This window comes from Rhizobium indicum (assembly GCF_005862305.2).
GTDB classification, from domain to species: Bacteria; Pseudomonadota; Alphaproteobacteria; order Rhizobiales; family Rhizobiaceae; genus Rhizobium; species Rhizobium indicum.
Genome location: NZ_CP054021.1, coordinates 4,161,067 through 4,182,166, shown reverse-complemented (window position 1 = coordinate 4,182,166; position 21,100 = coordinate 4,161,067). Strand labels below are relative to the sequence as shown.

Annotated in this window: 26 protein-coding genes; 6 read left to right on the top strand and 20 right to left on the bottom strand. The window is 58.7% G+C overall.

Features of this window, described 5'->3' with window-relative positions:
* Positions 1–85: 85 nt before the first annotated feature.
* Entirely contained in the window at positions 86–1,462 is a 1,377-nt protein-coding gene (locus FFM53_RS20200; RefSeq protein WP_138386986.1) for an ATP-dependent DNA helicase, read from the bottom strand.
* A gap of 267 nt (positions 1,463–1,729) precedes the next feature.
* The gene (locus FFM53_RS20195) at positions 1,730–4,123 is read right to left on the bottom strand and encodes a bifunctional DNA primase/polymerase (RefSeq protein ID WP_173883610.1); all 2,394 of its coding nucleotides are present in this window, start codon (positions 4,121–4,123) and stop codon (positions 1,730–1,732) included.
* A gap of 735 nt (positions 4,124–4,858) precedes the next feature.
* Here FFM53_RS20195 and FFM53_RS20190 point away from each other — a divergent pair.
* Entirely contained in the window at positions 4,859–5,959 is a 1,101-nt protein-coding gene (locus FFM53_RS20190) for a TIR domain-containing protein (RefSeq protein ID WP_138386984.1), read from the top strand.
* A 277-nt stretch (positions 5,960–6,236) separates the two neighbouring features.
* On the opposite strand, the gene FFM53_RS20185 is transcribed toward FFM53_RS20190, so the two are convergent.
* Both FFM53_RS20185 and FFM53_RS20180 read right to left on the bottom strand, forming a co-directional pair.
* Entirely contained in the window at positions 6,237–7,031 is a 795-nt protein-coding gene (locus tag FFM53_RS20185) for a hypothetical protein (protein WP_138386983.1), read from the bottom strand.
* Complete coding sequence (locus FFM53_RS20180) at positions 7,028–7,261, bottom strand: hypothetical protein (RefSeq protein ID WP_173883609.1); 234 nt, start codon at positions 7,259–7,261, stop codon at positions 7,028–7,030. The genes FFM53_RS20185 and FFM53_RS20180 overlap by 4 nt, the downstream gene beginning before the upstream one ends.
* Positions 7,262–7,993: 732 nt before the next feature.
* Here FFM53_RS20180 and FFM53_RS36385 point away from each other — a divergent pair.
* Positions 7,994–8,188: a hypothetical protein gene (locus FFM53_RS36385; protein WP_138386981.1), complete on the top strand. Its 195-nt coding sequence runs from the start codon at positions 7,994–7,996 to the stop codon at positions 8,186–8,188.
* A 103-nt stretch (positions 8,189–8,291) separates the two neighbouring features.
* On the opposite strand, the gene FFM53_RS20175 is transcribed toward FFM53_RS36385, so the two are convergent.
* Positions 8,292–8,489, bottom strand: a complete 198-nt coding sequence (locus FFM53_RS20175) for a hypothetical protein (protein WP_138330460.1) — start codon at positions 8,487–8,489, stop codon at positions 8,292–8,294.
* Positions 8,490–8,743: 254 nt separating this feature from the next.
* Between FFM53_RS20175 and FFM53_RS20170 the strand changes: the two genes are divergently transcribed.
* Positions 8,744–8,890: a hypothetical protein gene (locus FFM53_RS20170; RefSeq protein WP_171598428.1), complete on the top strand. Its 147-nt coding sequence runs from the start codon at positions 8,744–8,746 to the stop codon at positions 8,888–8,890.
* Positions 8,891–8,990: 100 nt separating this feature from the next.
* Here the strand turns inward: FFM53_RS20170 and FFM53_RS20165 are convergent, their stop codons facing one another.
* The gene (locus FFM53_RS20165; protein ID WP_138386980.1) at positions 8,991–9,437 is read right to left on the bottom strand and encodes a GNAT family N-acetyltransferase; all 447 of its coding nucleotides are present in this window, start codon (positions 9,435–9,437) and stop codon (positions 8,991–8,993) included.
* Between the two features lie 196 nt (positions 9,438–9,633).
* On the opposite strand from FFM53_RS20165, the gene FFM53_RS20160 reads away from it, so the two are divergent.
* Positions 9,634–10,374 (top strand): SIMPL domain-containing protein, encoded by a 741-nt coding sequence (locus FFM53_RS20160; RefSeq protein WP_138330458.1) that lies wholly within the window; start codon positions 9,634–9,636, stop codon positions 10,372–10,374.
* Between the two features lie 146 nt (positions 10,375–10,520).
* Here FFM53_RS20160 and FFM53_RS20155 read toward each other — a convergent pair whose 3' ends face one another.
* The 4 genes from FFM53_RS20155 to FFM53_RS20140 form a co-directional block, all read right to left on the bottom strand.
* On the bottom strand, positions 10,521–10,865 hold the full coding sequence (locus FFM53_RS20155) for a hypothetical protein (protein WP_138330690.1): 345 nt from the start codon (positions 10,863–10,865) through the stop codon (positions 10,521–10,523).
* Between the two features lie 176 nt (positions 10,866–11,041).
* Positions 11,042–11,347: a hypothetical protein gene (locus FFM53_RS20150; RefSeq protein WP_105006826.1), complete on the bottom strand. Its 306-nt coding sequence runs from the start codon at positions 11,345–11,347 to the stop codon at positions 11,042–11,044.
* Between the two features lie 124 nt (positions 11,348–11,471).
* Entirely contained in the window at positions 11,472–11,894 is a 423-nt protein-coding gene (locus FFM53_RS20145) for a secondary thiamine-phosphate synthase enzyme YjbQ (protein ID WP_138386979.1), read from the bottom strand.
* A gap of 117 nt (positions 11,895–12,011) precedes the next feature.
* Positions 12,012–12,365, bottom strand: coding sequence for a DUF1428 domain-containing protein (locus FFM53_RS20140; protein ID WP_138330456.1), 354 nt, complete (start codon positions 12,363–12,365; stop codon positions 12,012–12,014).
* Positions 12,366–12,578: 213 nt separating this feature from the next.
* On the opposite strand from FFM53_RS20140, the gene FFM53_RS20135 reads away from it, so the two are divergent.
* Entirely contained in the window at positions 12,579–13,265 is a 687-nt protein-coding gene (locus FFM53_RS20135) for an HAD family hydrolase (protein WP_138386978.1), read from the top strand.
* A gap of 122 nt (positions 13,266–13,387) precedes the next feature.
* On the opposite strand, the gene FFM53_RS20130 is transcribed toward FFM53_RS20135, so the two are convergent.
* The 3 genes from FFM53_RS20130 to FFM53_RS20120 form a co-directional block, all read right to left on the bottom strand.
* Positions 13,388–14,059, bottom strand: a complete 672-nt coding sequence (locus FFM53_RS20130) for a DUF922 domain-containing Zn-dependent protease (RefSeq protein ID WP_171598429.1) — start codon at positions 14,057–14,059, stop codon at positions 13,388–13,390.
* 3 nt (positions 14,060–14,062) lie between these two features.
* Positions 14,063–15,283, bottom strand: coding sequence for an MFS transporter (locus FFM53_RS20125; protein ID WP_138386977.1), 1,221 nt, complete (start codon positions 15,281–15,283; stop codon positions 14,063–14,065).
* A gap of 137 nt (positions 15,284–15,420) precedes the next feature.
* Positions 15,421–16,140 carry a Crp/Fnr family transcriptional regulator gene (locus tag FFM53_RS20120; protein WP_138330689.1) on the bottom strand — a complete coding sequence of 240 codons (720 nt, stop codon included), beginning with the start codon at positions 16,138–16,140 and terminating at the stop codon, positions 15,421–15,423.
* Positions 16,141–16,273: 133 nt separating this feature from the next.
* Here FFM53_RS20120 and FFM53_RS20115 point away from each other — a divergent pair, with 133 nt between their 5' ends.
* On the top strand, positions 16,274–16,519 hold the full coding sequence (locus FFM53_RS20115) for a DUF6894 family protein (protein WP_129419782.1): 246 nt from the start codon (positions 16,274–16,276) through the stop codon (positions 16,517–16,519).
* A gap of 164 nt (positions 16,520–16,683) precedes the next feature.
* Here FFM53_RS20115 and FFM53_RS20110 read toward each other — a convergent pair whose 3' ends face one another.
* From FFM53_RS20110 to FFM53_RS20080, 7 genes are all read right to left on the bottom strand, one after another.
* Positions 16,684–16,917, bottom strand: a complete 234-nt coding sequence (locus FFM53_RS20110; RefSeq protein ID WP_129419781.1) for a DUF6894 family protein — start codon at positions 16,915–16,917, stop codon at positions 16,684–16,686.
* A gap of 75 nt (positions 16,918–16,992) precedes the next feature.
* Complete coding sequence (locus tag FFM53_RS20105) at positions 16,993–17,391, bottom strand: DUF427 domain-containing protein (RefSeq protein WP_138386976.1); 399 nt, start codon at positions 17,389–17,391, stop codon at positions 16,993–16,995.
* 83 nt (positions 17,392–17,474) lie between these two features.
* Positions 17,475–18,167: a B3/B4 domain-containing protein gene (locus tag FFM53_RS20100; protein WP_138386975.1), complete on the bottom strand. Its 693-nt coding sequence runs from the start codon at positions 18,165–18,167 to the stop codon at positions 17,475–17,477.
* Positions 18,168–18,170: 3 nt separating this feature from the next.
* Positions 18,171–19,067, bottom strand: a complete 897-nt coding sequence (locus FFM53_RS20095) for a DMT family transporter (RefSeq protein WP_138386974.1) — start codon at positions 19,065–19,067, stop codon at positions 18,171–18,173.
* Between the two features lie 79 nt (positions 19,068–19,146).
* The gene (locus FFM53_RS20090; RefSeq protein WP_138386973.1) at positions 19,147–19,953 is read right to left on the bottom strand and encodes an AraC family transcriptional regulator; all 807 of its coding nucleotides are present in this window, start codon (positions 19,951–19,953) and stop codon (positions 19,147–19,149) included.
* A gap of 77 nt (positions 19,954–20,030) precedes the next feature.
* Entirely contained in the window at positions 20,031–20,828 is a 798-nt protein-coding gene (locus tag FFM53_RS20085) for an APH(3') family aminoglycoside O-phosphotransferase (RefSeq protein ID WP_138386972.1), read from the bottom strand.
* A 106-nt stretch (positions 20,829–20,934) separates the two neighbouring features.
* Positions 20,935–21,096 carry a hypothetical protein gene (locus FFM53_RS20080; protein ID WP_173883608.1) on the bottom strand — a complete coding sequence of 54 codons (162 nt, stop codon included), beginning with the start codon at positions 21,094–21,096 and terminating at the stop codon, positions 20,935–20,937.
* Positions 21,097–21,100 lie beyond the last annotated feature (4 nt).

Here is a 21,100-nt window from a genome sequence, read left to right as displayed (position 1 = left end):
GCTGCGTACACCTATCAAGGATCAGTACTATATATAGTGGTTTTTCGCCAGAATCACAAAGGCGCGCACTGCATATTGCGTCACCTCAGACCTTGATCATCAGCAAGTCTCGGCTGGATCTCGTGACCGCGCTATAGAGCCACCGCGATCGGTGGTCGCGAAAAACGTCGCTCTCATCGAACACGCAGACCCTGCCCCACTCAGACCCCTGCGACTTGTGCGCGGTGATCGCCCATGACCATTGCGCGTATACTAGAGGCGCTGCCGCGTTCTTCTCAACGCGTTCGCGGTCCTCGAACTCGGCACGCCCCTCGAAGGGGAGCTTCCAAAGTGAAGCGCCACCGATGCGAACTGGCTTGCCGTCCAATGACGTGATCGTTACAGGGTGATCTATGGAGCGATCGTCTCGGCTGTATGGCTTAATCTCCCCTTCGCGCGTCCTATCTTCTTCCACGCGAATTTCGGCGCCATTTGCGATGAAATGCTCGTCGATGAAAATATTCCGATAGACAATCAGCTTCTCAACCCTTTCTCCGACGGGGAATATATGCCGGATGCCGTGCCTGCGCTTCATGTAATCGTTAATAGCAAAGCGGGTGACGTTCCTGCCGCATATGATCTGATCGAAACACTCGGGATATTCTACACCGGCCTTCTCGAATATCTTCTCGATGTTTCCACGACACCCTCTTGCGTCCTTGTAAACAACGTGCTCGCCATCTCTCTTGGATTCACCGAACTCCGGAATCTCGCCCCGCCTAACTATTGTTGCTAACTCAAGTATCGACGAGTTGCCGTGCTGACGGACGACATTCTCCAGCATCACGTCCGCTTCATGGGTATCTGTGACAAGAGAAGGTGGCGGGTTGCTGCCTTCGACTGCCGGAAGCTGACCAGGGTCGCCAACCAACATGATAGGCAACTCGAGCGACAGCAGATCACTGTAAGTGTCGTTTCTTATCATGCTGCACTCGTCGATGATGATGATCTTCACACCAGAGCCGATCGCTGTTGTCCCCCTGAAAGAAAACTGAGGTTTCGGTCGAGATGATGAATCGTTCATCTGAGCCTCAACTGCGGCGAGCCGCCGCAAATACGCGGAACGGTTTTCAAGCGAAATCGCCCTTAGCTTCGCGCGAATGCTGAGTGCCTCACGCTCAAGGGCTTCGTAGACAGAATCATCCTCGCCGGTCTGAGTGTAGAGGGCCTTGTGGATCGTTTTCGCGTCGTGACCCTTGCTGATCAGCACTGACGCCGCTTTACCAGTTGGCGCCAAAAACAGCACCTCTGATGGGTCGACATTGAGCTCTTGAAGGAGAGCCTGCTGGACGGTGGACTTTCCGGTGCCCGCATATCCGAATAGCCTGAATACCTGTTGTGTTTCTCGGCCCTTGACGAACCATGCCTTTGCCTTGGCGATGGCCGCCTTTTGATCCATCGATAGGACGATCGAATTTCTCACTACGCTCTCCCTCTCTTGTTCGCTGTTTCCGAAGTTTCCCCATTTCCCACACAGTGTGGAAAGGGCTAGTATTTTGGGGGGTGAAAACTGGTTTTTCGGGAATTTGGGAATTTGGGAACTGATAGAAAAAAACACATATATATAGATATTATCTATATGATATTATTATGTATTTTCTCTAAATTTTCAGTTCCCAAAGTTTAGGAACTGGCCGTACACTTGGGAATTGAAAGGCCGTTTTATGCCACTTCAGTTCCCAAGTTCCCGTCACTCGTCGTTCCCTTGGGAACTGTTCAGCATCAGCTTTGAGCCGTCCCCATCCTCTGAAATGTCGATGACGTCGCCGGAGGCATACAGCCAAGCCATTGCCGCGGTGTAGTCCGACATAGTTGCGTGTTTAATATCCGCCAGCCTCATCAATCGGCTTCGGTACAGTACTCCGTTCTTCGCCTTTCCGAGCGCCGCCAGTATGGCGTTTCTCAGTTCCTCCTGTTCGGAGCCAGCCATGTTTTTGACCCCGGCTTCCATGATGTTTATCGACTTAAACACGATGGCCCAGCCCCACTGCACGTCTTCGACGGTTACGAAAGGTCTCCATGGATTGCGGCTGATGGCGCGCAGCGTGGCGAGACGGATTGTGTTCTCAGCCGCGCGACCGCGGATCTTGCTTTCCGTGTCATCCCATGCTCGGCTGTGCTGCCAGAGGAAGACCTCTTCCCAAGCCCTATGGGCGGCACTTCCAATGCCATCATCAAACGGGACACGGTGCTTCACCTTCGCTGACCTTCCGGGCATTTCTACTTTCACGGGAAAGCTCGTCACAGCTTTCTGTAGGTCATGGACAATCGAAGCCGGCGGCGAGCTGTCGGCACTGAGGTCTGGTGGCTTTACACCGTCAGGGTGCAATGAGGACTCGACGAAGACGAACCGATTCAGGAACCCGTCACTGACGCTTTCCTTTGATACCCCCTTGTAGAGCGTTTCTGCCGTCGTCATGCTGAGCACGGTCAAAGCAGGGCCAATGATGGGTGTGTCGTCCTTTTTGGTGTCGGCTGAGGCATATGCCTTGCCGTCGAACACACCGTCGGCCTGATCGTAGACGCTGAGCAAGAACTTCCGTATTGATGAAGCCGCAGGGTCTTGCTTCTTGGAGTTGACGCCCTGGAGAGTGAGACCAAACTCGTCCATCACAGCCACAACGGATGAGTTCCTGCGCAGTATTCGTTCGAAGGCAGCGAATGACGTCGGATCAGAATTTGAAACAACACCTCCCGGAACAGCCTTATCCGCCAAAGCTCGGATGGCGCTCGGAGGCCTGCCCTTACCGCCAGCAGTCCTGACGATCGTTGTTGCAAAGATATTGACGCCCGAACGGGTTGGTGTAAGCGCGCGACTGCCAAAGATCCCAGCCATGAGTGCCACAGATGAGGCCAGGGATAGTTCCGCTACCTTCACGACCGACGTCGATGTTATCCACTTTGCAATATCAGCGATCAAGCCACCTGCGGCAGATGGATTGTAGGGATCTGGGTGCATCGCTGGCGTTGCTGGCAACAGACTGTTGTTGTCGTTTACTGGCACCATCTCTCGCACCGGCGCCGCAGCCACCCCAGCCTCTGGGCGCTTGTGCTTGTTCCCACTGAGAGCCCTGGCTATTAGCCCTGAGTACCTTTGTGAATCTCCTGGCGGCCGCTCATCCCCTAACTTTGAACGCAGCCAGTCGGCCGCCTCCGTTGGGCTCACTCCGAGAGCGACCGCGGATATGTCGATCGGGTTGAAACCCTTGTTTCCGTCGGCGTAGTCGACGATGCCCTCAGGCGAAAAGCAGAGAGACAGACCGCGCTTGGCACCTGTTTTCCCAGTTGACGAGGTCGACGGCCGGAAGTCCGCGCGGGCCAAATATCCTTGCTCATATGTGCGCGTGCCAGACAGACCGAGTGCAGGCACCCAAGCGCCAAGGTTGGCCATCGCCTTTGCCTTTAACTCTGCCCAGATCCCATCACCTGCGGGTGCACGCAGTTCCGTGGGCTGGTATTCGTGTTGAGTGGCCCCCTCCCTCGGCTGGATCAGCGGCACACCATGAGCGGCCAGATATTGGCCAGCCGCGGAAACAAAGGCGTCGATCGCCTCTGCCGTAATTTCGGGAAGGTCATCAATGTGAATATCGAGCGGCGATGAGCCGATCCACTGATATGGAAGGCCCGTTTCGGGGTGATCGCCAAACCCCAGTACCTGCTGACCATCGCCCATCACTTCGACTTGGCATTTTATGCCGTCCACCATGTACGCCTTCGTGGTGCGCTTCTTTCTAACCTCGGTCGCGCGGAAAAATAGGCAGATTTTGGGAGCCTTGCCGACTCGGCGTAACGCGCGATCGGCGCTAGGAATAGCCTCGGCCATGGCCAGTAGGGCTGCGGCCGTTTCAGGCTCCGGAGCATCAATGTCGAGTGCGACCAGGCGACCGCATAGAAGCCCGGTGTTTTCATAATGAGGATTGTCGCGCGTCTTTTCGATAATTTCGTCAAAGGATGCGACTGGCGTGCGCCATCCGGTGACATCAGAGATCTTCCCTCTGGCGAGAACAGGGTGATAGCCGTTTTCGAATAGCCCAAGGCGTGTTTCGAGTGGCGTGGGCTCAGACTTCTGCTGTGATGCGTTCATGGGACTTTCGGTCTCCTGCCAAGGCTTCCATTGCTGCGCGGGTAATTTGCAAAGCGGCTTCCCGCGAGAATGTGACACACCGCTTTCCGCCAGAGGCATTCGGCCCGTACGCGAGTCTGGTGCCACGTGGCCCTGCAACCAGTCGCATGCCGAAGACACGAACGTGATCGGAGAGGGAGACGTCGAACGTAGCTATCGTGGAGAATCCATCGTCACCACTCGGTGACGCAGGCTCAATTCTAAGAATGCGCAAAAATCCTCCTCTCGCCGGCACGTAGCCGGTCGGCAAATGTAGTAACAATGGGTGGCTGGGGCTATGTCGGCAGATGCTCGACAAATGTCCAGAAATTGGGCTCAGATAACCGCCTTGGGCGGGCTCGGGTGCAAGTTGGCGCTGAAGCACGGGGCGGCAAGAAGGTCCACAGACCCTCTCGAACTACGCCTTGAATGTGCTGTATATATACAAATTTGTCAACGCCGCTTCACAGTTTTACTGAAAAGTCAACTACAGATCTTGTGATGTCCGTGACTCAAAAACTCGGAATATGTAGGGGTCCACCAACGAAAGGATGGACCATGACCCTCTTGCAGCTCGCCTACCTCATGATCGCCGTGTCGTACGTCGTTGCTGTCATTGCGCTGGCCGGCGGGCATTGAGTGGTCGCTACCCTTAGTGGCACCTAGGCATTCAACGAGGAATCTGGATAAGCTGGATTCCTGAGTCGGGGGCTGCACATGAAAGTATTCGTCGGATACGCCAAAGAAGACAAACACGTCGCTAACGAAGTCGTGGCCTTTTTGGAGACCCTCGGACTGGATGTTTGGTTCGACAAGAAATCCCTGGTAGCCGGCGACAATTGGGATGACGAGCGGCTCGCGGCGCAGCAGAGTGCGGACCTCATAGTTCATTTGTGCTCGGAGCAAATTTTGAGCCGACCAGGCGTAGTCAACAGGGAAATTCGAGAGACACTGCGCTTAGCGGATGACAAGCCGTTCGGTAGCACTTTCGTGATTTTCATTCGTATTGGGGGAGTGCGCCTTCCCGCCCAGTTTATGCGCTATCATTACATTGACTTCGATGATGACTGGCAACAGGCGATTGCGCTTGCCGTTGGTAAGAAAGCCGGCCAGATTCAGCAATCTCCGACAGCGCCGATCGCATTCAAACGCGACAACGTTAGGGTCACCGACGGAATATCTCGGCATCAAATTGAAGAGAAAGAGGAAACATACGAACTCTCGATAGAGTATCTGGAATTCAGCTCGCCGGATCGATTTTGGAGGCTTGTTTCATCACACGTTGAGGCTAAGGTCCTTGATCAGTATTACAGTTTCAAGGCGGATGTCCCCGCCGTGGAGGGGCTCGACAAAGAGTTTTTCCGGCCGTGGGAATTCCAAATCACAACCGAGGAATTTTTCCGCTCCGAGGAATTTGTCTCAATCAGGTACTTTGTCTACATGGAGACCGGCGGGGCGCATGGAAACCATTGGACGTTGACTTCCAACTTCTTCAGCGGCGCCATTGGCTCCGTACATATTCGCGACTTCCTACAAAATGACGACGAAAGGGCCAAACGGGTGCTGGCCTATTGCCTTAAAGTCGTTGAAGCAGGACTCGACGATTCGCCGGAATGGTTGATTAACGCGGAAGACCTTGAAGACGTTTGGCGCGCTCTCGAAAACTTTAATTTCGATAGTCGTGGCTTGACATTCAACTTTAGCCCATACGTCATCCTTCCATATGTCTATGGAGACCATGAAGCCCACATGCCGTGGTCGGTTGCGTCCAGCTACATTGGTGATAAATATTTGGATCATTGGCACCGCCGTCTTTAGCGCTGCTTTACTGCCCTCTCGGTGGGACATTGGCGCCGAAAAACATAAGAAGCAGGCGGAGCAATTTCCGGTCCCACTTTCTGCCAACTCATTGATTTTCGGGATTAGTGGTTAGCCCTCCGGGCCCACCACTCCGCTGCAATGCCCTGTGTAGCCGGACGCGAAATTCCGGAATTTTGACACTAGGTTTCGGAATTTTGAGGTTTCAAAAGACGGGCATGGCGAGCGTTTGAAAGCCCTGTCCTGAGCCGCACAAACCGCCCTTCGCCGGGCGTACTCATTTTTCGTGCAGATCTGGATGCGTCGTTCCCGGCACGCTCGTTCGCAAGGAATCCTGCAGAAACCCACAGGTCTTCTCAAACTTTCCCCGATGGTCGAAAGGATTGTCGGATGCACGCCATCCGCTTCCAGACTTCAGCTCCGAGTTCGGTGAACGATTCCACAAGTGCATTAGGCCTTCGGCGTCCGGCCCGGTAATCGCGAAGTCCATATATGTAAGTTTGTCGATCAACCTTGTCACGTCGGGATGGTCAAATGAATGTATCTCAAGCTTGTGGGCAAATTTGTTCCGGATCTGAGCTATTAGCTTCAAGGCTTTGCAGGCGCCCGATCCGACTATGCCCAATGCAAAAGCGATATCCACTCGTGCAGTGAAAGTGCTGAGCGGCCCATATCGCATCGGGTCGAATAGACGATCAATTGCCTGTGGATCAGAATGCATTCCAGGGAAATAGCGTTCAATTGCTGATCGCAACTGCTCCTCGACGACGGTCACGTGAACAATGGCAATCGAGCGGTCCGCCTCGCGGCGAGCCTGCCTCACCGCTTCGCCTTGAGCGGTAACAGCATTGTATGTTGCCTCTCCTCCGTAGGCCTCGATCATTGTGTTTCTTACTTTGGCTTGAAGTGCTTCAGACCAAGCTCTTTGCTCTTCGATCGACCAGGTTGGCGGCTGAGGCTGCTCGCTTTCTTCACCACGCGCTAAACGCTCTGCGTGCTCTAATAGAGCTGCCTGCAGGCGTACTATCTCATCGTCCAGTTCGGCAAGCCGTGCAGCGGTAACCTCTGTCATCTAAGCAACCCGAGCGACTTAGCTGTAGCCTTTGTGATCGTGCGCAGCGACGCGTTCGATTTCGCCATCAACGGCACACTTGTGCCAATGAACTGAGCATTCTGGTCGATATCGTAAGCGCAGGGATCAGCATAAGCGATGATCTGCACGAGGCCGCCAGCAAGTTCCTGTCCGTTAAGGTCCATATCGGCCGCTGCCTCACCGCCCCATACTGATAACGCGACGGCCAAAACCCCATATCCCGCGCAACGCATAATTACCCCCAACGATCAACGCTTTCGCGTTGGTACCAACTCCGCTGGAAATAGAATAGGTCAATTCGACGGGCGTAATTTGGCATCCGCTGAATAGCTGCCGAATTTCCCTGTCGCAGGTTGTTCTCCCCATAAACTTAAGTTCTCTACTGGTTGGAAGGACTTGCGACAGGACTTCTGCCTTGTTTTCCAAAGCCCTGTTCGTTGCCGCTTGCTGTTCTTTTGCCGTGGAACCCAAGCGTTTCAATGCGACCTGACCCGGTGTGCGCAGGATATGGCATCCGCGCCTCAAGGCGCCTTCTTCCAATGCAAGCTGCTGGCGCAGATGGCGGATGTCCTGGAGCAGTGTGCCTATTCGGCCGCCTTATCTCCTTTGCGAAAGGCTACCACCTCGGCGAATTCGTCGCCGACCGGGCTTGACCTTCGCTCTGGATTCATGGCCGCACCCATGAGCCTCCTACCTACTCCAGATCGGCAATCGAGCACGGTAAATGGGACCTCTTCGACAGGCTGCGGCTCCCCATATCGTCGATGTCCAAACAAACATCTGTAGGCGTGGCCGTGGCAACCTTGATCGTGGCAGCGAGCGCTGGCGAAGGGGTTTTCAGCAAATAACAAAATCTTGATCGACAACGACAGTTATCAGGTCCCTCATCGGCACTACTTGCCAGGATTATAAGGACACTTTGGACAGTGAGGGGTGGGGAGATGCTTCAAACTCGCAAATTATCGGCAGCCATAGCAGCCGTCTTCGTCATTGCCATGTCGGCATCGGCCTGCACCACGAGCCCAAACGACTCAGTGCAGACCGGTTCTGTCGGCTATACCGCTCAGAGCGCCGACTTTGCCCTTCGGCCTGCCTGCCGCAATGGATTCGGCAACGATCGTCCGTGCAGCTATTAGCGCTGGAGAATTAGAAGTCTGATTGCCGCGATAGTTCGCCTCCGGCGATGGCCAGTATCACGCGACTTCGTCCGGCGGCATCATGCCTGATCGGCGCACATTCCTAATAGCTACAAGAGCGTCCATCGCTCGGCCTGAATCCACCCCCACACGCCGGATTAAGCGGCTGACGCTCATAATAACCGCCATAACCGCCGCCGATCGACGAGGTTTGATCGGGGCTTGTTGATGTGCAGGCCGAGATGATCGAGGCAAGGCTGATCAGCGTTCCGGTCGCGATAAATGCGAAAAATCGGTTCATCTGAGCTTCTCCTTCGGAGGGGATGGTTTTACCCCAAGCGGGCAATCTATCATGCCACGGCGAATACAGACGAGGATTTATAGCGGCCGACCGCTCTCGGCGGCCGCTTCTAACGCCAATGTGATCGCCCTTTAGGCCAGTTTCGCCCAAGCCATGCACCGTCACATAACTGTCATGCAAAATTGCCCATTGTTATGGCAGCCTGGGCAAAATATATGCTGCCGGCTAACAAAAAAAAGAATGAGTGAACTGCCATGAGTGCCATACATAAACTTTTCAACCGCAATCTCCTGACCCGCTTCGTCGCTGGTCTCGGTGCGGTTCCCCAGCGCATTCGCAACGCACGCGAAGAGCGCAAGCCCGCCATCCACCCATCCTTCATGGACGATTTCGGCGCCTAGTAGGACAATTCGCGAGTCAACCGACTCGTCTGCCCCCGCAATTACGTCCTCCAATGTCATTTCAGTTGATATCTGATGGGAAGCCGCCAGCGGCTCCTGATCAAGTTGCGGCGGAAAATTCCTTCCGGAACCAGATCCGGTCAACGGGCCGGCATCCGGCATGCCCGCTGACCCTGCCGAATTCGACATATCCGAGCTTCGGGTAAAAATCCGGGGCCTGGGTCGAGAGCGTGTCGACGCAGTCCGTGACGGCGGCGCGGCGGCGCCCTTCTTCTTCCGCCGCCGCCATCAGCTTCCTGCCGATGCCGCTCAGGCGCAGCGATTTTTCGACCCACAGATTGCCGATGAAAAGAACAGAGAAGGAAACGGACGCCGTTATTCCGGCGATAAGCCTTCCATTTTCCCGCCAGACGATGGCGAAGGCCTCGCGTCTGATCTCAGCGCTCTCGTTGAAGGCGTTCAGGCCATCGGAAATCGCGGTGGCGATCTCTGACGGGACGGGATCGAGCGTTTCGAACATTGCTTCCTCGTCGTCGATGATCGCCATATGATAGCGAGCCGTCGGTTCCGGTCCAGCCGTTTCGGCTCTTAAGGGTCGGCGGACGTCCTCCGGGTTCAGCTCCAACGCATGCGCCCCTTAGATTTTTTTCTCGCTAAGCATGCGCCTGTCTTTTCCGCCGTAATAGCTTCACAATCAACCGACAGAAAGCTGTTCCGGGAAACGACAACCAAGGAATGAAAACATGGCGCCGATCTATACCAGAACTGTCCTGATGACCGCCCTTCTGGCCCTGCCGCTCGCCGCTGCAGCGCCCGTCTTCGCGCAGGATGCAAAGCCGCGCGAGCCGGTGATTTCGGTGACCGGCGATGGCGAATCCTCCGTCGCTCCCGATATGGCCATCGTCAATCTCGCCGTCGTCAAACAGGCGAAAACCGCCCGCGAAGCGCTCGACGAAAATAACAAGGCGATGAACGACGTGCTTGCCGCGCTGAAGAGCGGCGGCATCGCCGAGCGCGACCTGCAGACCTCCGGCTTTTCCATCCAGCCGCAGTACAATTATCCGCAGCCGGTCGACGGCCAGCAGCCGCCGCCGCAGCTGATCGGCTACCAGACCATCAATTCGGTCACCGTCAGGCTGCGCGATCTCGCCAAGCTCGGCGCGGTGATCGACCAGTCCGTCACCCTCGGCATCAACCAGGGCGGCGAAATCCAGTTCACCAACGACAAGCCGGACGCCGCGATCGAAGAGGCACGCAAGGCCGCGGTCGCCGATGCCGTCAAGAGGGCAAAGACGCTGAGCGAAGCCGCCGGCGTCAAGCTCGGCCGCATTCTTGAGATCAACGAGAATGTGCCGCGCGCAATGCCGCAGCCGGTCTATCGCGCCACGATGATGAAGGAGGCCTCCGACGCCGCCGTTCCCGTCCAGGGCGGCGAGAACAATTACAATGTCAGCGTCACCGTGACCTTCGCGATCGAACAGTAAAATGAAAGCGCCGCGCGTCTTTTCAGATGCGCGGCGCTGTAAAAAGATTTTCACAAAGAAAACCGCCCTTGCCGATCCGGGGAGACGGGCAAAGGCGGTTCTTGGCCGCCACATCGGGGAGACGGGGCGGCATTTTCTTCTAACGATTAGCGGCGCAGGGCGGGGCAACCGCGCACATTGCCGAAGCTCATTTCACCGGGACCGCGACGCGTCCAGCCCTGGACGATCACGCGGCGCGGCGTGATGTCGACGACGCGCGTGCGGCGAAAGCCGTAATCCCGGGCGAGGTTTTCGGCGAGCCGCGGATCGCAACCGCGCGACGGCCGGCCGTAGCCCTGCCCCGGAGGCGGGCGGCGGTAATCCTGCGGCGGACCACGGTCCGGCTCGCCAATAATGATATTCAACTGGGCGGCGGCCGGGACCACCGTGCCGGCAAGCGTACCGGCTGTCAGCATGACGGCAAGACCCGCCTTTGCCAGAAACTGCATCATCGAAAAACCTTTCGTTTGAAAGTCGGTGCGGTCGAGCCGCCCTCCCCATTGGTCCGCATCACGCCGAAGCGTCATTTGGGAATCACTCATACAGGTCAGAGAAGAGACGGCTGAAAGTGTCACCGTCAAGGCAAAACAGACCGGAAGCGCCGCTTCGGCGCCTCCGGCTGCAGTCCTCAGCGCCGGATCAGCGGGCAGCCGCGGACATTCGCGAAGGTGATCCTGTCCCAGCCGCGGCGGTCGCGCCCGGCAACGACGACGACGCGCGGCGACATGCGGGTGATGTGGGCTCTCCGCAGGCCGAAATCACGCGCCTTGCGCACCGCGTGCATCGGCGAGCAGCCGCGGATCGGACGATGATATTGCGCCTCGACGACAAAGCTCGTCTGCGGCCCTGCGGCGGCGGCCGTGGAAACAGTGGCCGGAATAGTGCAGAGGGCGAGCAGAGCGGCAAGCGAAGCCTTGGTCAGGAAATGCGTCATGTTGTGTCTCCGTCGATTGGTATTCCCAAGCTCTCCCTTCAGGGATTGTCTCGACAGTAAACGTTGCAAAATGAATGGTGTTCGAACCGGGCATTCAGTTTGCATTCACAAGGATTAACCGGTTTCAGTTGCTGAGATGCAGCACGATTTCGCGCCGGTGCGGCCGGTCGCGATGTTCGAAAAGATAAAGGCCCTGCCAGGTGCCGAGCATCAACCGCCCATCGGCAACGGGAATGCCGATCGAGACCTGCGTCAGCGCCGCCTTGATATGCGCCGGCATGTCGTCCGGCCCCTCGGCCCTGTGCACGACCCAGCCCATGTCAGGATCGGAGGCCGGCGGCACGAGGCGGCGGAAGAAGGCGAGGAGATCGGTGCGCACGTCAGGATCGGCATTTTCCTGGATCAGCAACGAGCAGGAGGTGTGGCGCACGAAAACGGTGAGAAGCCCCTCCTCCCGCCCCGACGCTCTGACGAAGGCCTCCGCCTGGTGGGTGAACTCGTAAAGGCCCTGTCCGCGTGTGGACAAGGTGAGGATCGTCTGGGGCAAGGCGCTCTCCTGCTTCGAGATGACATCTCTCGCGAGTTGGCGCGCTGCTTGGCACGAGTCAAGCTTGCCCGGGCAAAGTCAAGCTTGCCCGGGCAAGTCAATGCTTGCTTCGGGCGATCAGAGCTTGAGCAGCGTCTCAAAGCCGCCGTAGATCATCCGCTTGCCGTCGAACGGCATCTGCCACTGGTCGCCCTTGAGCCTGGCATCGGCCATCACCTTGGCATTGATATCGTCGCGCTCCTGGCGCGAGCCGTAGACGATCCAGGAAAACACCACCACCTCATCCTCCTTCGCCTGCACGGCGCGGGGAAAGGAGGTCAGCTCGCCATAGGGCACATCGTCGCCGATGCATTCGACATATTCGAGCGCGCCATATTCCTTCCAGATCGAGCCGGCGAAGGTCGAGAATTCCTTGTAGGCCTCGATATTCCCCTTCGGAACCGCCACGATGAAACCATCGACATAGGACATCTCGCTCCTCCTCTGCGCGTCTGCGCCTTGTTATGGCGGAGGAGATAGGACGGCGGCCAGGCAGGTCCAGGGACGAAGCGCTCAACCGCCTTTTCATCTCTGATTGCGCCGCTGTCGATCGTCCACTCGACTCGTGAGGTTTGACCCCGATCCGGTTTTCCGCTTTACCGGCTTTGCGGAACAATCCTTTGAGCGAGCATCGGGCGGGACACCATGATTAGAGCGGTCCTTTTTGATCTTGACGAAACCCTCATCGACAAGACCGCTACCGTCTTCACCTTCCTGCCGCTCCAATATCAGCGATTTCGTCTTGGCGAGCACGGTGTCGAGGAACAGCACTACATTGCTGAATTCCTGCAACTGGAGAAGGCCGGCCTGGTAAGAAAGCGCGATCTTTATCCGCGCCTGGCGGAGACATTCAGTCTTCCAAGCGAGCTTGCTGAGGCCCTCTTCCACGACTTCGAGACAGTGTATCCCGGCATGGCTGTTCCCATGTCAGGAGCAAAACAGACCATTTCGGCGCTGAAGCAATCCGGCGTTCTAGTCGGCGTCGTCAGCAATGGCGAAGGCAATGTGCAGCGACCGAAAATCGCGGCGGCGGGACTGAACGAAGGGCTCGACCTGGTGGTCATTTCAGGAGATATCGGCCTTCGTAAACCGGCACGGGAAATTTTCGAGCTGGCTGCTGGCCGTCTCGACCTGCCCGTCGACAACTGTCTCTTCGTCGGCGACAATCCCGAGGCCGATATTCTTGGAGCAGAGAACGCCGGCATACATGCCGTCTATTTCGGCCCGAAAAACGCCTGGCCCGCTTCGCTGCCCTCGCCGCGGTATCGAATAGAGCTGCTGCCGCACCTGATAGCCCTTGTCCGCGATCTGAACGCACCCACCGAGACTTGATAGGGACGAAGCGCCCGCTCCGAAAGGGGATGGCCATGCATCTGGCTGCGGCCTGATAACCGCACCGGAGCTTTCTGGCTATACCGCTTTGAGAACGTCGCCCGTTATCCGCTTCGGCCCACTCAGGGCCCATTCACCAGCTTGAGGATGAGCTGCTGGATATTGCCGCCGTCACCCATTTCGATCTTGTCGAAGTCGCGGCCGCGCTGGCGCTGTCTTTGGGAGATCTCGCCGAGGCGCCGGGTCAGCTCGATCCTGATCTTCTTGCAATCGGGATCGTCGGCAACGGTGAGGCCGATGCTCGTCACCTCAATCTCCTTGACCATCTCCTTGATGGTCTCGCCATGCACCCGCTCATGCGCCTGCATGCCTGATATGAAGGCCTGCCAGCTGCTCTTCACGGCGGCTGGCAGCTCAGCAGATGGTTTCGGCAGCGTATAGGTGATGATGAGCTTCGGCCGGTTGGTCACGATAACGCAGGCATTGCCCTGCGGTTCGTATTTCCGGGTCCAGGTCAGCTTGAACGTGGTATGCGCGATTGCCCGGCCGAAGCCGCCCGCCTTCGGCCCACGCTCGCCGATCGATGCATAGAGCCCGGCCCCCGAGGTACCTGATATCGAATAGGGCCGCACCTCTTCGACCGCCTGCCACTCGGCCAGTGCCACGGCCGGCACTAAGGCGAAAAACGCGGCCAGCACGCAAGATAGAAAACTTTTCGTCACGCCGATCCCCACCGAATGATGTTTCGGGCCGAACCTAACGGGAGCGGTCGCCGCTTTCAACGCGTCATGCATGTGCTAGCCCTGCAGCGTCTTGACCTTGCTGAGATCGGGGAAGAGCCGCATCCACAGGAGCACGACGACGATCGTGCCGAGCCCGCCTACAACGCCTGTGGCGACGGGTCCGAGGGCTGCCGCCATCATGCCGGATTCGAATTCGCCGAGCTGGTTGGAGGTGCCGATGAACAGCGAGTTGACGGCGCTGACGCGGCCACGCATCTCGTCCGGCGTCAAAAGCTGCACCAGCGAGCTGCGCACGACGACACTCACCGTATCGGACGCGCCGATGACGAACAGTGCCAGCACGGAAAGCGCGATATTGGTGGAGAGCGAGAAGATGATGGTGGCGACGCCGAACACGGCGACGGCGGCAAGCATCTTGCGGCCGACATTGCTGCTCAGTGGCCGGCGAGCGAGCATGATCGACATGGCAAGCGCGCCGACCGCCGGGGCCGCGCGGAGAAAACCGAGGCCCCAGGGACCGGCATGCAGGATATCGCTGGCAAACATCGGCAGCAGCGCAGTCGCGCCGCCGAGCAGCACTGCGAAGAGATCGAGCGAGATCGTCCCGAGCATCACCGGCCGGCTGCGGATGAAGGAGACGCCGGCAAAGACCGAGGCGAGCGTCACCGGCTCACGCTTGGCAGGGCTCCATTGCATCCGGATCGAGATGACGTTGAAGCTTGCGACGGCAAAGAGCAGCGCGGATATAGCAAAAGGCGCAACGGGGTGGAGGCCATAAAGCAGGCCGCCGAGCGAGGGGCCGATGATCATCGCCGTCTGCATCAACGAGGTCGAGGTTGCGACCGCCTTCTGCAGCATCGAGGCCGGCACGATGTTCGGCAGCAGCGCCGCCATGGTCGGACGCTCGAAGGCGACGACGGCGCCGAGCACGGTGACGGCGGCAAGGATGCCGGCCGGCGTCAGCCATTGCTGCCAGGTGGCAACCGCCAGCACCAGCGCCGTCACCGCCTCGATCAACTGGCAGACAAGTCCGATGCGCCGCCGATCGAACCGGTCGGCGACATGGCCGACGACGAAGGTCAGCACCGCCATCGGCAGAAACTGGCACAAGCCGACGAGGCCGAGCGCAAAGGCGCTATGCGTCTGGTCGTAGATCATCCACCCCATGGCGATGCCAATGGACTGGAAGGAAAGCGAGGAAAAGACGCGGGAGGCAGCGAAGTTCAGATAGCCGGGGTGGCGAAGAACGCTCCCCGGGCTTTGGGATATGTCCATTGCGATGTCACCGGCCGGCAGCGGTCGCCGGCCTTTAGGAGAGTTTTCAAGATCGGAGCGGTGTTCTGCCCGAATGGGCGAATTGTCAATCGCAATGAAGCGCCGTCACCGGATTGTGTGATGCCTCCAGCCCTGTCCTACCGCGGCTCCCTGAAGATGCTGAGATAGCCGGGATCGAATTCGGCGATTTCCTGCAGGCGTTCCCAGTCGACGATGGTGATCGTCCGGTTCTCCCAGGTGAACACGCCCTCGCGCCTCAGCGCCTGCAGCGTCTTGTTGAGGTGGACGACAGAGACGCCGAGCACGTCGGCCATCTCGATCTGCGTCAACGGAAACTGGAAGCTTGCGCCGCGCGTCCGCTTCACCACCTGCAGCCGCACGAAGAGTTCGCAGACGAGGTGAGCGATATGGGCACGCTTGGAGCGCCGGCCCATGGCGACGATCCACTCGCGGTGGATGGCGCCATCGACCAGCGTGTCGAGCCAGAGCAGCCGGGTCAGGTGCGGCATGCGTTCGGTGATAGCCTTGAGATCGGCATGATCGGCGAAGGCGACATGACAGGACGACAGCGCCACGATGCCGTGATCCATCTTCTTGATCGGGAAAGCATGCAGATCGACGAAATCGCCGGCAACATGCAGTGCGGTGATCTGGCGGCTGCCATCGGCCATCACCTTGTAGCGCGCCGCAAAACCATCGAGCAGCAGCGTGCTGTAGCCAGGCCTGCTTCCTTCGGAGACGAGATCCTCCCCGGCAGCAAAATACCTGTCTTTGACGATGATCGCTCTGAGATGGCTTTCCTCTTCGGCCGACAGCAGATCACGGCTTCCAAGGTTGAGCAGCAGGGATTCAATCACGGGCATGCCCACCGATATCGCTGGAAGCCGGCCCCATTTCGATGCGACCTATATTTTCTATAAGAATCAATGCCTAGCCTCGGGAACAATTGTCTTCATCTGTGATTTCTCCCTGTGACGCGCAGGAAAAAACATGGCTCGCTACTATTTCGATCTACACAACGGGGAAGGTCCCACGCGCGATGAGCACGGCACCGAGCTCAGATCTCGTGAAGACATTCCAAAAGAAGTGACCCGCATCCTGCTGGATGTGGCCCGTGACGAATTGCCTGCGGGTGATCGCATGACCATCGCCATCACCGTCCGCAACGAGAAGGGCGATCCGGTCACGGTTGCCAGTCTCGTCTTCAACAATGAATGGCTCGACGTCTTGCGATAGCGGCGGCCGTTAAGGGCTGCCGCCACTCACACATACGCATCAATCCGACTCGGTCGATTGCGCGACGCTAAGACCCGCCTTCATAGCCGGCAATTAAATTTGACATAGTCGTTCGATTGCTTGGCGCGATCGACAGGCATTCACAGGCCGGGACGCCCGCGTGGCTATTTCGCAATTTCCTCGAGAATCAGCCGGATTTCCGCAAGCGGTCGCCGGCTTTCATCGAAGAGCTCCACCGACATCATATTCAATGGTGCAGTCGGCAGGCCTTCGGCGGCCATCTCCGCGAGAACACGCCGCGCCTCCGCTTTGGCAGCCTCGATAGAGTCGAAATCATATCCCGTCTCGGTCGCCCCGGCACCATCCCGATCGAAGAGCTGAAAGTAGAATTTCGGCACGACACATCCCCCGCTAGATGACCCTAACGGCCCGGAAGCAAACATGTTCCGCCGGAACGGCTGCAATGCGTGTCGTCAGAAGGTGCCGGCTTCCGGAGAGGCCATTTCCTCGATGCCGTCGACGCGATCGGGATAGAAGGCGAGATGGTCTTTTATGTTGATGACCGCGGCGTTCGGCGCCTCGTAGGTCCAGACGGCATTCTTCGAGCGGTCGCCGCCCGCAATGATGCTGTAATAGGAGGCATCGCCCTTATAGGGGCAATGGCTGGTGTGGTCGGTGCGCCGAAGCAGCGACATGTCCACATCCCTCCGCGGAATATACTGCACCGGCGGATAGGAGGCTTCGCGCAGCGTCAGTGCGTCATGGGTGTCGGCGATAGTCTTGCCGCCAAGCGTGACGACGACACGGGAGGGATTGTGCTCGACGGTGATCGGATGATCCGGCCCCGGAATCTTGATCGACTTGTCTGACATGGTGGTTCGTCTCCAGGAGATATCGGCCCCATGGAGATAGGGCGGCCATGCCGCTGGCCCAAGGCCTCGAATGCCACCTTCGCTTAGAATTCGAAACGCGGCGATTCCAAGCTCAGCAGCGCCGTTTTGGCTGCCACCGGCCAATGCCCCGCGAGCGCATCCGCAACTGTGGCGACCAGCTTCCCCATATCCTCGCCGGCGGAAACATGCAGGGCCTCCGCAACAATCAGCACCGAACGCGTCGTCTCCCGCACGGCCGAAAGCCCGCTCTGCCGGTTCGTCCAGCGCCGCGCATGCGCGTTTCCCGCACCGTCTGCGAAGATCACCTCGTCCGGCTCCGGATGTTCGCTGTCGCCCCCGAAAGTCAGATAGGTCTCGTCACCCCTGGCTCGCCGGACTTCGAGATTGCCGGCGATCTTTTCGGCGTCGAAGACGGCGACCGGAATGGCGAAGGCGAGTGAAACCGCATTGCAGAGGTCGATGAGCGGATGCAGGCGCGGCAGCGCATGTTCCTGGCGGAAGCGGCGCAGCAGCGCCTCGGACGCGCAGCGATATTGTGTCGGCTTCAGCCCCATACGGGAAAAGCCGCGCCGCCAGGCCTGGATTTCGGGGAATTCGCCTTCCTGGGCTTTGGCCAGCCGGGCCTCGGCAATCGCGCTGAAGCCTGCGATCGCCGCCTCGACATCGGCATCCACATCGATCCCTTCCGCATGAAGCGTGCCGGCGCGAAGCTCCGGAAAGGCCTGCCATATGGCATCGGAATGGCTGAACTGCATGGTCTATCTCTCCCTGGCAAGTTTCACTGTACGGCTCCCAGCAAAGGCAAGCCCGAGCACGGCCGCAAGCACGCAGGCGATGCCGGCGACCTGGGCGAGCCCGACCGGCTCTCCAAGGATGATGAAGGCAAGCATGACGGCGGAAACCGGAGCTAGCGCCGTAAAGAGCGCGGCTTCCGTACCGCTCACCCTTTCTGCCCCCGCATACCAGAGCAGAAATCCGCCCACGGTCGGCACCAGCGCATAATAGACGACGGCGGCGACAGCGCTTCCGGAAATACCATGTGCGAAAGGCGCTTCGAAAATAGCCGGGATGACGGCAACGATGAAGCCGATGCCGGCCATCAGCGTCGATTGGGCAAGCGGCGCAATCTCCGTCTTCAGCTTTTTGTTGAGCAGGATGAACAGCCCCTCGCAGACGACGGCCAGGAAGATCAGCGCATTGCCGGAGAGCGCCCCTCCGGCCGCATCCGGCGTGAAGGCGATCGACAGCACGCCCGCCGTTGCAAGCGCCACGGCAAGAAGCAGGGCACGCTGCGGCCGTTCCCGAAGCAGCAGGATGGAGATTGCGGCCGACACCACCGGCAGCGTACCGATGATGACGCCGGCATCGGCCGCCGAGGTCAGGCTGAGGCCGGAGATCAGCAGCGTCGTATAACCGACGCTGCCGGCCCCCGCCTGAACGACAAGGATGAGGCGGTCCTCTCTGGAGAGTTTCGGCAGCCGCGCGCCGGTCGCCCACATCAGCACGAGAAAGACGGGAAAGGCAATGGCGAAGCGCAATGCGGTGGCGCTGAACGGCGGCAGGCTTGAGGCGATGAGTTTGCTGGCAACGACCGTGCTTCCCACAGTCAGCATGGCCAGCGCCAGATAGACATACCCTTGAACCTGCCTCGACATTCAGCGTCTCCTGTTGGATGCGCCGAGAAAACAGCAGGAGCCTGTCGAGGTCTTGAATGAAATTGCAGGCTTAGCGAGATCAGAGAAAGGCGCCGGCATAGAGACGCGGCGACAGGCCGTATTTGCGCACGAAGACGCGCGTCATATGGCTCTGATCGGCAAAGCCGCTGGCAAAGGCCGCTTCCGCCAGCGGCATGCCCTGAGCAATCAGCCGCCGTGCGATATGGATGCGTGCCTGGACGAGATAGGCGTGCGGCGTCAATCCGGTCGCCTTGGCAAAACCGCGCAGCACTTGGAAGCGGCTGAGCCCGCTTTCCCTGGAGAGATCGGCGAGCGAGACGGCGGCAAGCGGGTCGTCGTCAATCAGGTTTCGAGCCGCGCGGATCGACGCCGGCACCAGTGGTCGCTCTTCGGTACCAGAGCACTCCCGCATGACGTCGGCGACGAGTTGCAGAAGCAGTTCCTCGCAGAACAACCCATCCGCCGCCCTGCCGCCGGTCACCGCACCAAACAGCGTTTCGAAGCGGCCGGCGATCGCCGCATTGCGGATGACAGGATGCGGGATTTCCGATCGCCCTGCCCCGCTTTCGCTGATCTCTCGCGACAGACCAGTGACGATGGCGGGATCGAAATAGAGGATGCGCCATGACCGCCCCTCGCCGATCGGCGCGCCGTCATGCACCTCGTTCGGATTGACCGTGATGATGTCGCCGGCCTCGGCCTCCACCATTCCGCGGCCACTGAGGGACGACTGCGCACCGGCGGAAATCAAGCCGATGCCGAACTGCTCATGGGTGTGGCGCGCGAAGCTGTGATGAGTTTCCGCCACCACCGCTTCGACGCCTGATAGCGCCGAGCGCAACATCCTGAACTGATTTCTCGCCATCACCTGTCCGCAGGTCCGATCGCCAGCCACTCTGCCAGCCGCAGTGAGATGACGCAATCGTAGCTAGACTGGGCTGCCTAGAAGAACTCGTCGAGCAGCTGATAATAATCCAGCCTTGCCGGATCTGGTGCCGTCAATCCGTAACGTTCGAGGAAGGGCTGCACTAGCGCCTCGCCGAAATTATGGGCGACGCTGCTGCAGGCGAGCGCGATATCCTGATAGCGGTCGGCGACGCCGAGACGACTGCAGTCGATGTAGCCCGAAAATCCCTCTTCCGACGCGATGAAATTCGGCAGGCAGGCGTCGCCATGGGTGACGACGAGATCCTCGCCATCCGGCCTCTGGCGCTCGAGTTCGGCAAACAAGGCCTCAGCACTCTTTCCAAGCCGCATCTCGTCAAAATCGGTCTCGTCGACGATGCCGGCCTGCATCCGCGCTTTTGCCGCCGCGATACGCCTCTCCAGCCGATGATCGAACAGGCAGCATGCGATCGGCAGGCGATGCAGGTCAAGAAGTGCCGCAGCCAGCAGTTCAACCCGCGCAAGCGGCGTCAGCACCGGTGCGCTGGCGAGGTCACTCCCGGGCAGCGCGCTGATCAGCAGCCGGTTGTGCGCACCGTCGCTATCCTCTGCAATGACACCAGGACAGGACAGACCGGAAGCCTTGACCCAACGAAGCCTGGCTGCTTCATCGGCGAGTTCGCCAAAAGGACCGACCTCTTCGACCTTCAGATAAAGTGTCGGCAATCCGAGAGCTTCCAGCCGGAAGACACTTGCGGCGGAGCGGCCGAGTGCATCGCGTTCGAACCGGTAACCGGCCAGACGGGCATCAAGCGCGCCCGCCGACGGCGGTTGATCCTCTTGGAAAATCGACATGATATCTAGGCCATTGATGCTGGCGCATTATCCCGACAAGGCGGGGCACCGCAAGCGGCACGATCGGTCAGCACACATTGGCAGACTGAACGATCCTTCTGCGACCTCAGTGAACGGTTTCGGCTGGTGCCGCTTCGACAAGGATTTCGAAAGCCTCTTCCAGAGCCGCCACCAGAATATCGGTCAGCTCGTCGCCTTTGTTTTCCAGGAACACCGCGCTCACGGCTTCGTCCTGACGCTCAAAGAAATGCTCGATCTCGTTCGACATATCA

Bases quoted from the DNA above. Each gene is read 5' to 3' on its own strand.
- FFM53_RS20195 (WP_173883610.1), bottom strand. From the start codon at position 4,123: ATGAACGCATCACAGCAGAAGTCTGAGCCCACGCCACTCGAAACACGC.
- FFM53_RS20100 (WP_138386975.1), bottom strand. From the start codon at position 18,167: ATGCAGTTCAGCCATTCCGATGCCATATGGCAGGCCTTTCCGGAGCTT.
- FFM53_RS20080 (WP_173883608.1), bottom strand. From the start codon at position 21,096: ATGTCGAACGAGATCGAGCATTTCTTTGAGCGTCAGGACGAAGCCGTG.
- FFM53_RS20165 (WP_138386980.1), bottom strand. From the start codon at position 9,437: ATGGCGATCATCGACGACGAGGAAGCAATGTTCGAAACGCTCGATCCC.
- FFM53_RS20105 (WP_138386976.1), bottom strand. From the start codon at position 17,391: ATGTCAGACAAGTCGATCAAGATTCCGGGGCCGGATCATCCGATCACC.
- FFM53_RS20185 (WP_138386983.1), bottom strand. From the start codon at position 7,031: ATGACAGAGGTTACCGCTGCACGGCTTGCCGAACTGGACGATGAGATA.
- FFM53_RS20175 (WP_138330460.1), bottom strand. From the start codon at position 8,489: ATGAACCGATTTTTCGCATTTATCGCGACCGGAACGCTGATCAGCCTT.
- FFM53_RS20115 (WP_129419782.1), top strand. From the start codon at position 16,274: ATGGCTCGCTACTATTTCGATCTACACAACGGGGAAGGTCCCACGCGC.
- FFM53_RS20130 (WP_171598429.1), bottom strand. From the start codon at position 14,059: ATGCATGACGCGTTGAAAGCGGCGACCGCTCCCGTTAGGTTCGGCCCG.
- FFM53_RS20135 (WP_138386978.1), top strand. From the start codon at position 12,579: ATGATTAGAGCGGTCCTTTTTGATCTTGACGAAACCCTCATCGACAAG.
- FFM53_RS20140 (WP_138330456.1), bottom strand. From the start codon at position 12,365: ATGTCCTATGTCGATGGTTTCATCGTGGCGGTTCCGAAGGGGAATATC.
- FFM53_RS20160 (WP_138330458.1), top strand. From the start codon at position 9,634: ATGGCGCCGATCTATACCAGAACTGTCCTGATGACCGCCCTTCTGGCC.
- FFM53_RS20155 (WP_138330690.1), bottom strand. From the start codon at position 10,865: ATGATGCAGTTTCTGGCAAAGGCGGGTCTTGCCGTCATGCTGACAGCC.
- FFM53_RS36385 (WP_138386981.1), top strand. From the start codon at position 7,994: ATGCTTCAAACTCGCAAATTATCGGCAGCCATAGCAGCCGTCTTCGTC.
- FFM53_RS20150 (WP_105006826.1), bottom strand. From the start codon at position 11,347: ATGACGCATTTCCTGACCAAGGCTTCGCTTGCCGCTCTGCTCGCCCTC.
- FFM53_RS20170 (WP_171598428.1), top strand. From the start codon at position 8,744: ATGAGTGCCATACATAAACTTTTCAACCGCAATCTCCTGACCCGCTTC.
- FFM53_RS20085 (WP_138386972.1), bottom strand. From the start codon at position 20,828: ATGTCGATTTTCCAAGAGGATCAACCGCCGTCGGCGGGCGCGCTTGAT.
- FFM53_RS20190 (WP_138386984.1), top strand. From the start codon at position 4,859: ATGAAAGTATTCGTCGGATACGCCAAAGAAGACAAACACGTCGCTAAC.
- FFM53_RS20095 (WP_138386974.1), bottom strand. From the start codon at position 19,067: ATGTCGAGGCAGGTTCAAGGGTATGTCTATCTGGCGCTGGCCATGCTG.
- FFM53_RS20090 (WP_138386973.1), bottom strand. From the start codon at position 19,953: ATGGCGAGAAATCAGTTCAGGATGTTGCGCTCGGCGCTATCAGGCGTC.
- FFM53_RS20125 (WP_138386977.1), bottom strand. From the start codon at position 15,283: ATGGACATATCCCAAAGCCCGGGGAGCGTTCTTCGCCACCCCGGCTAT.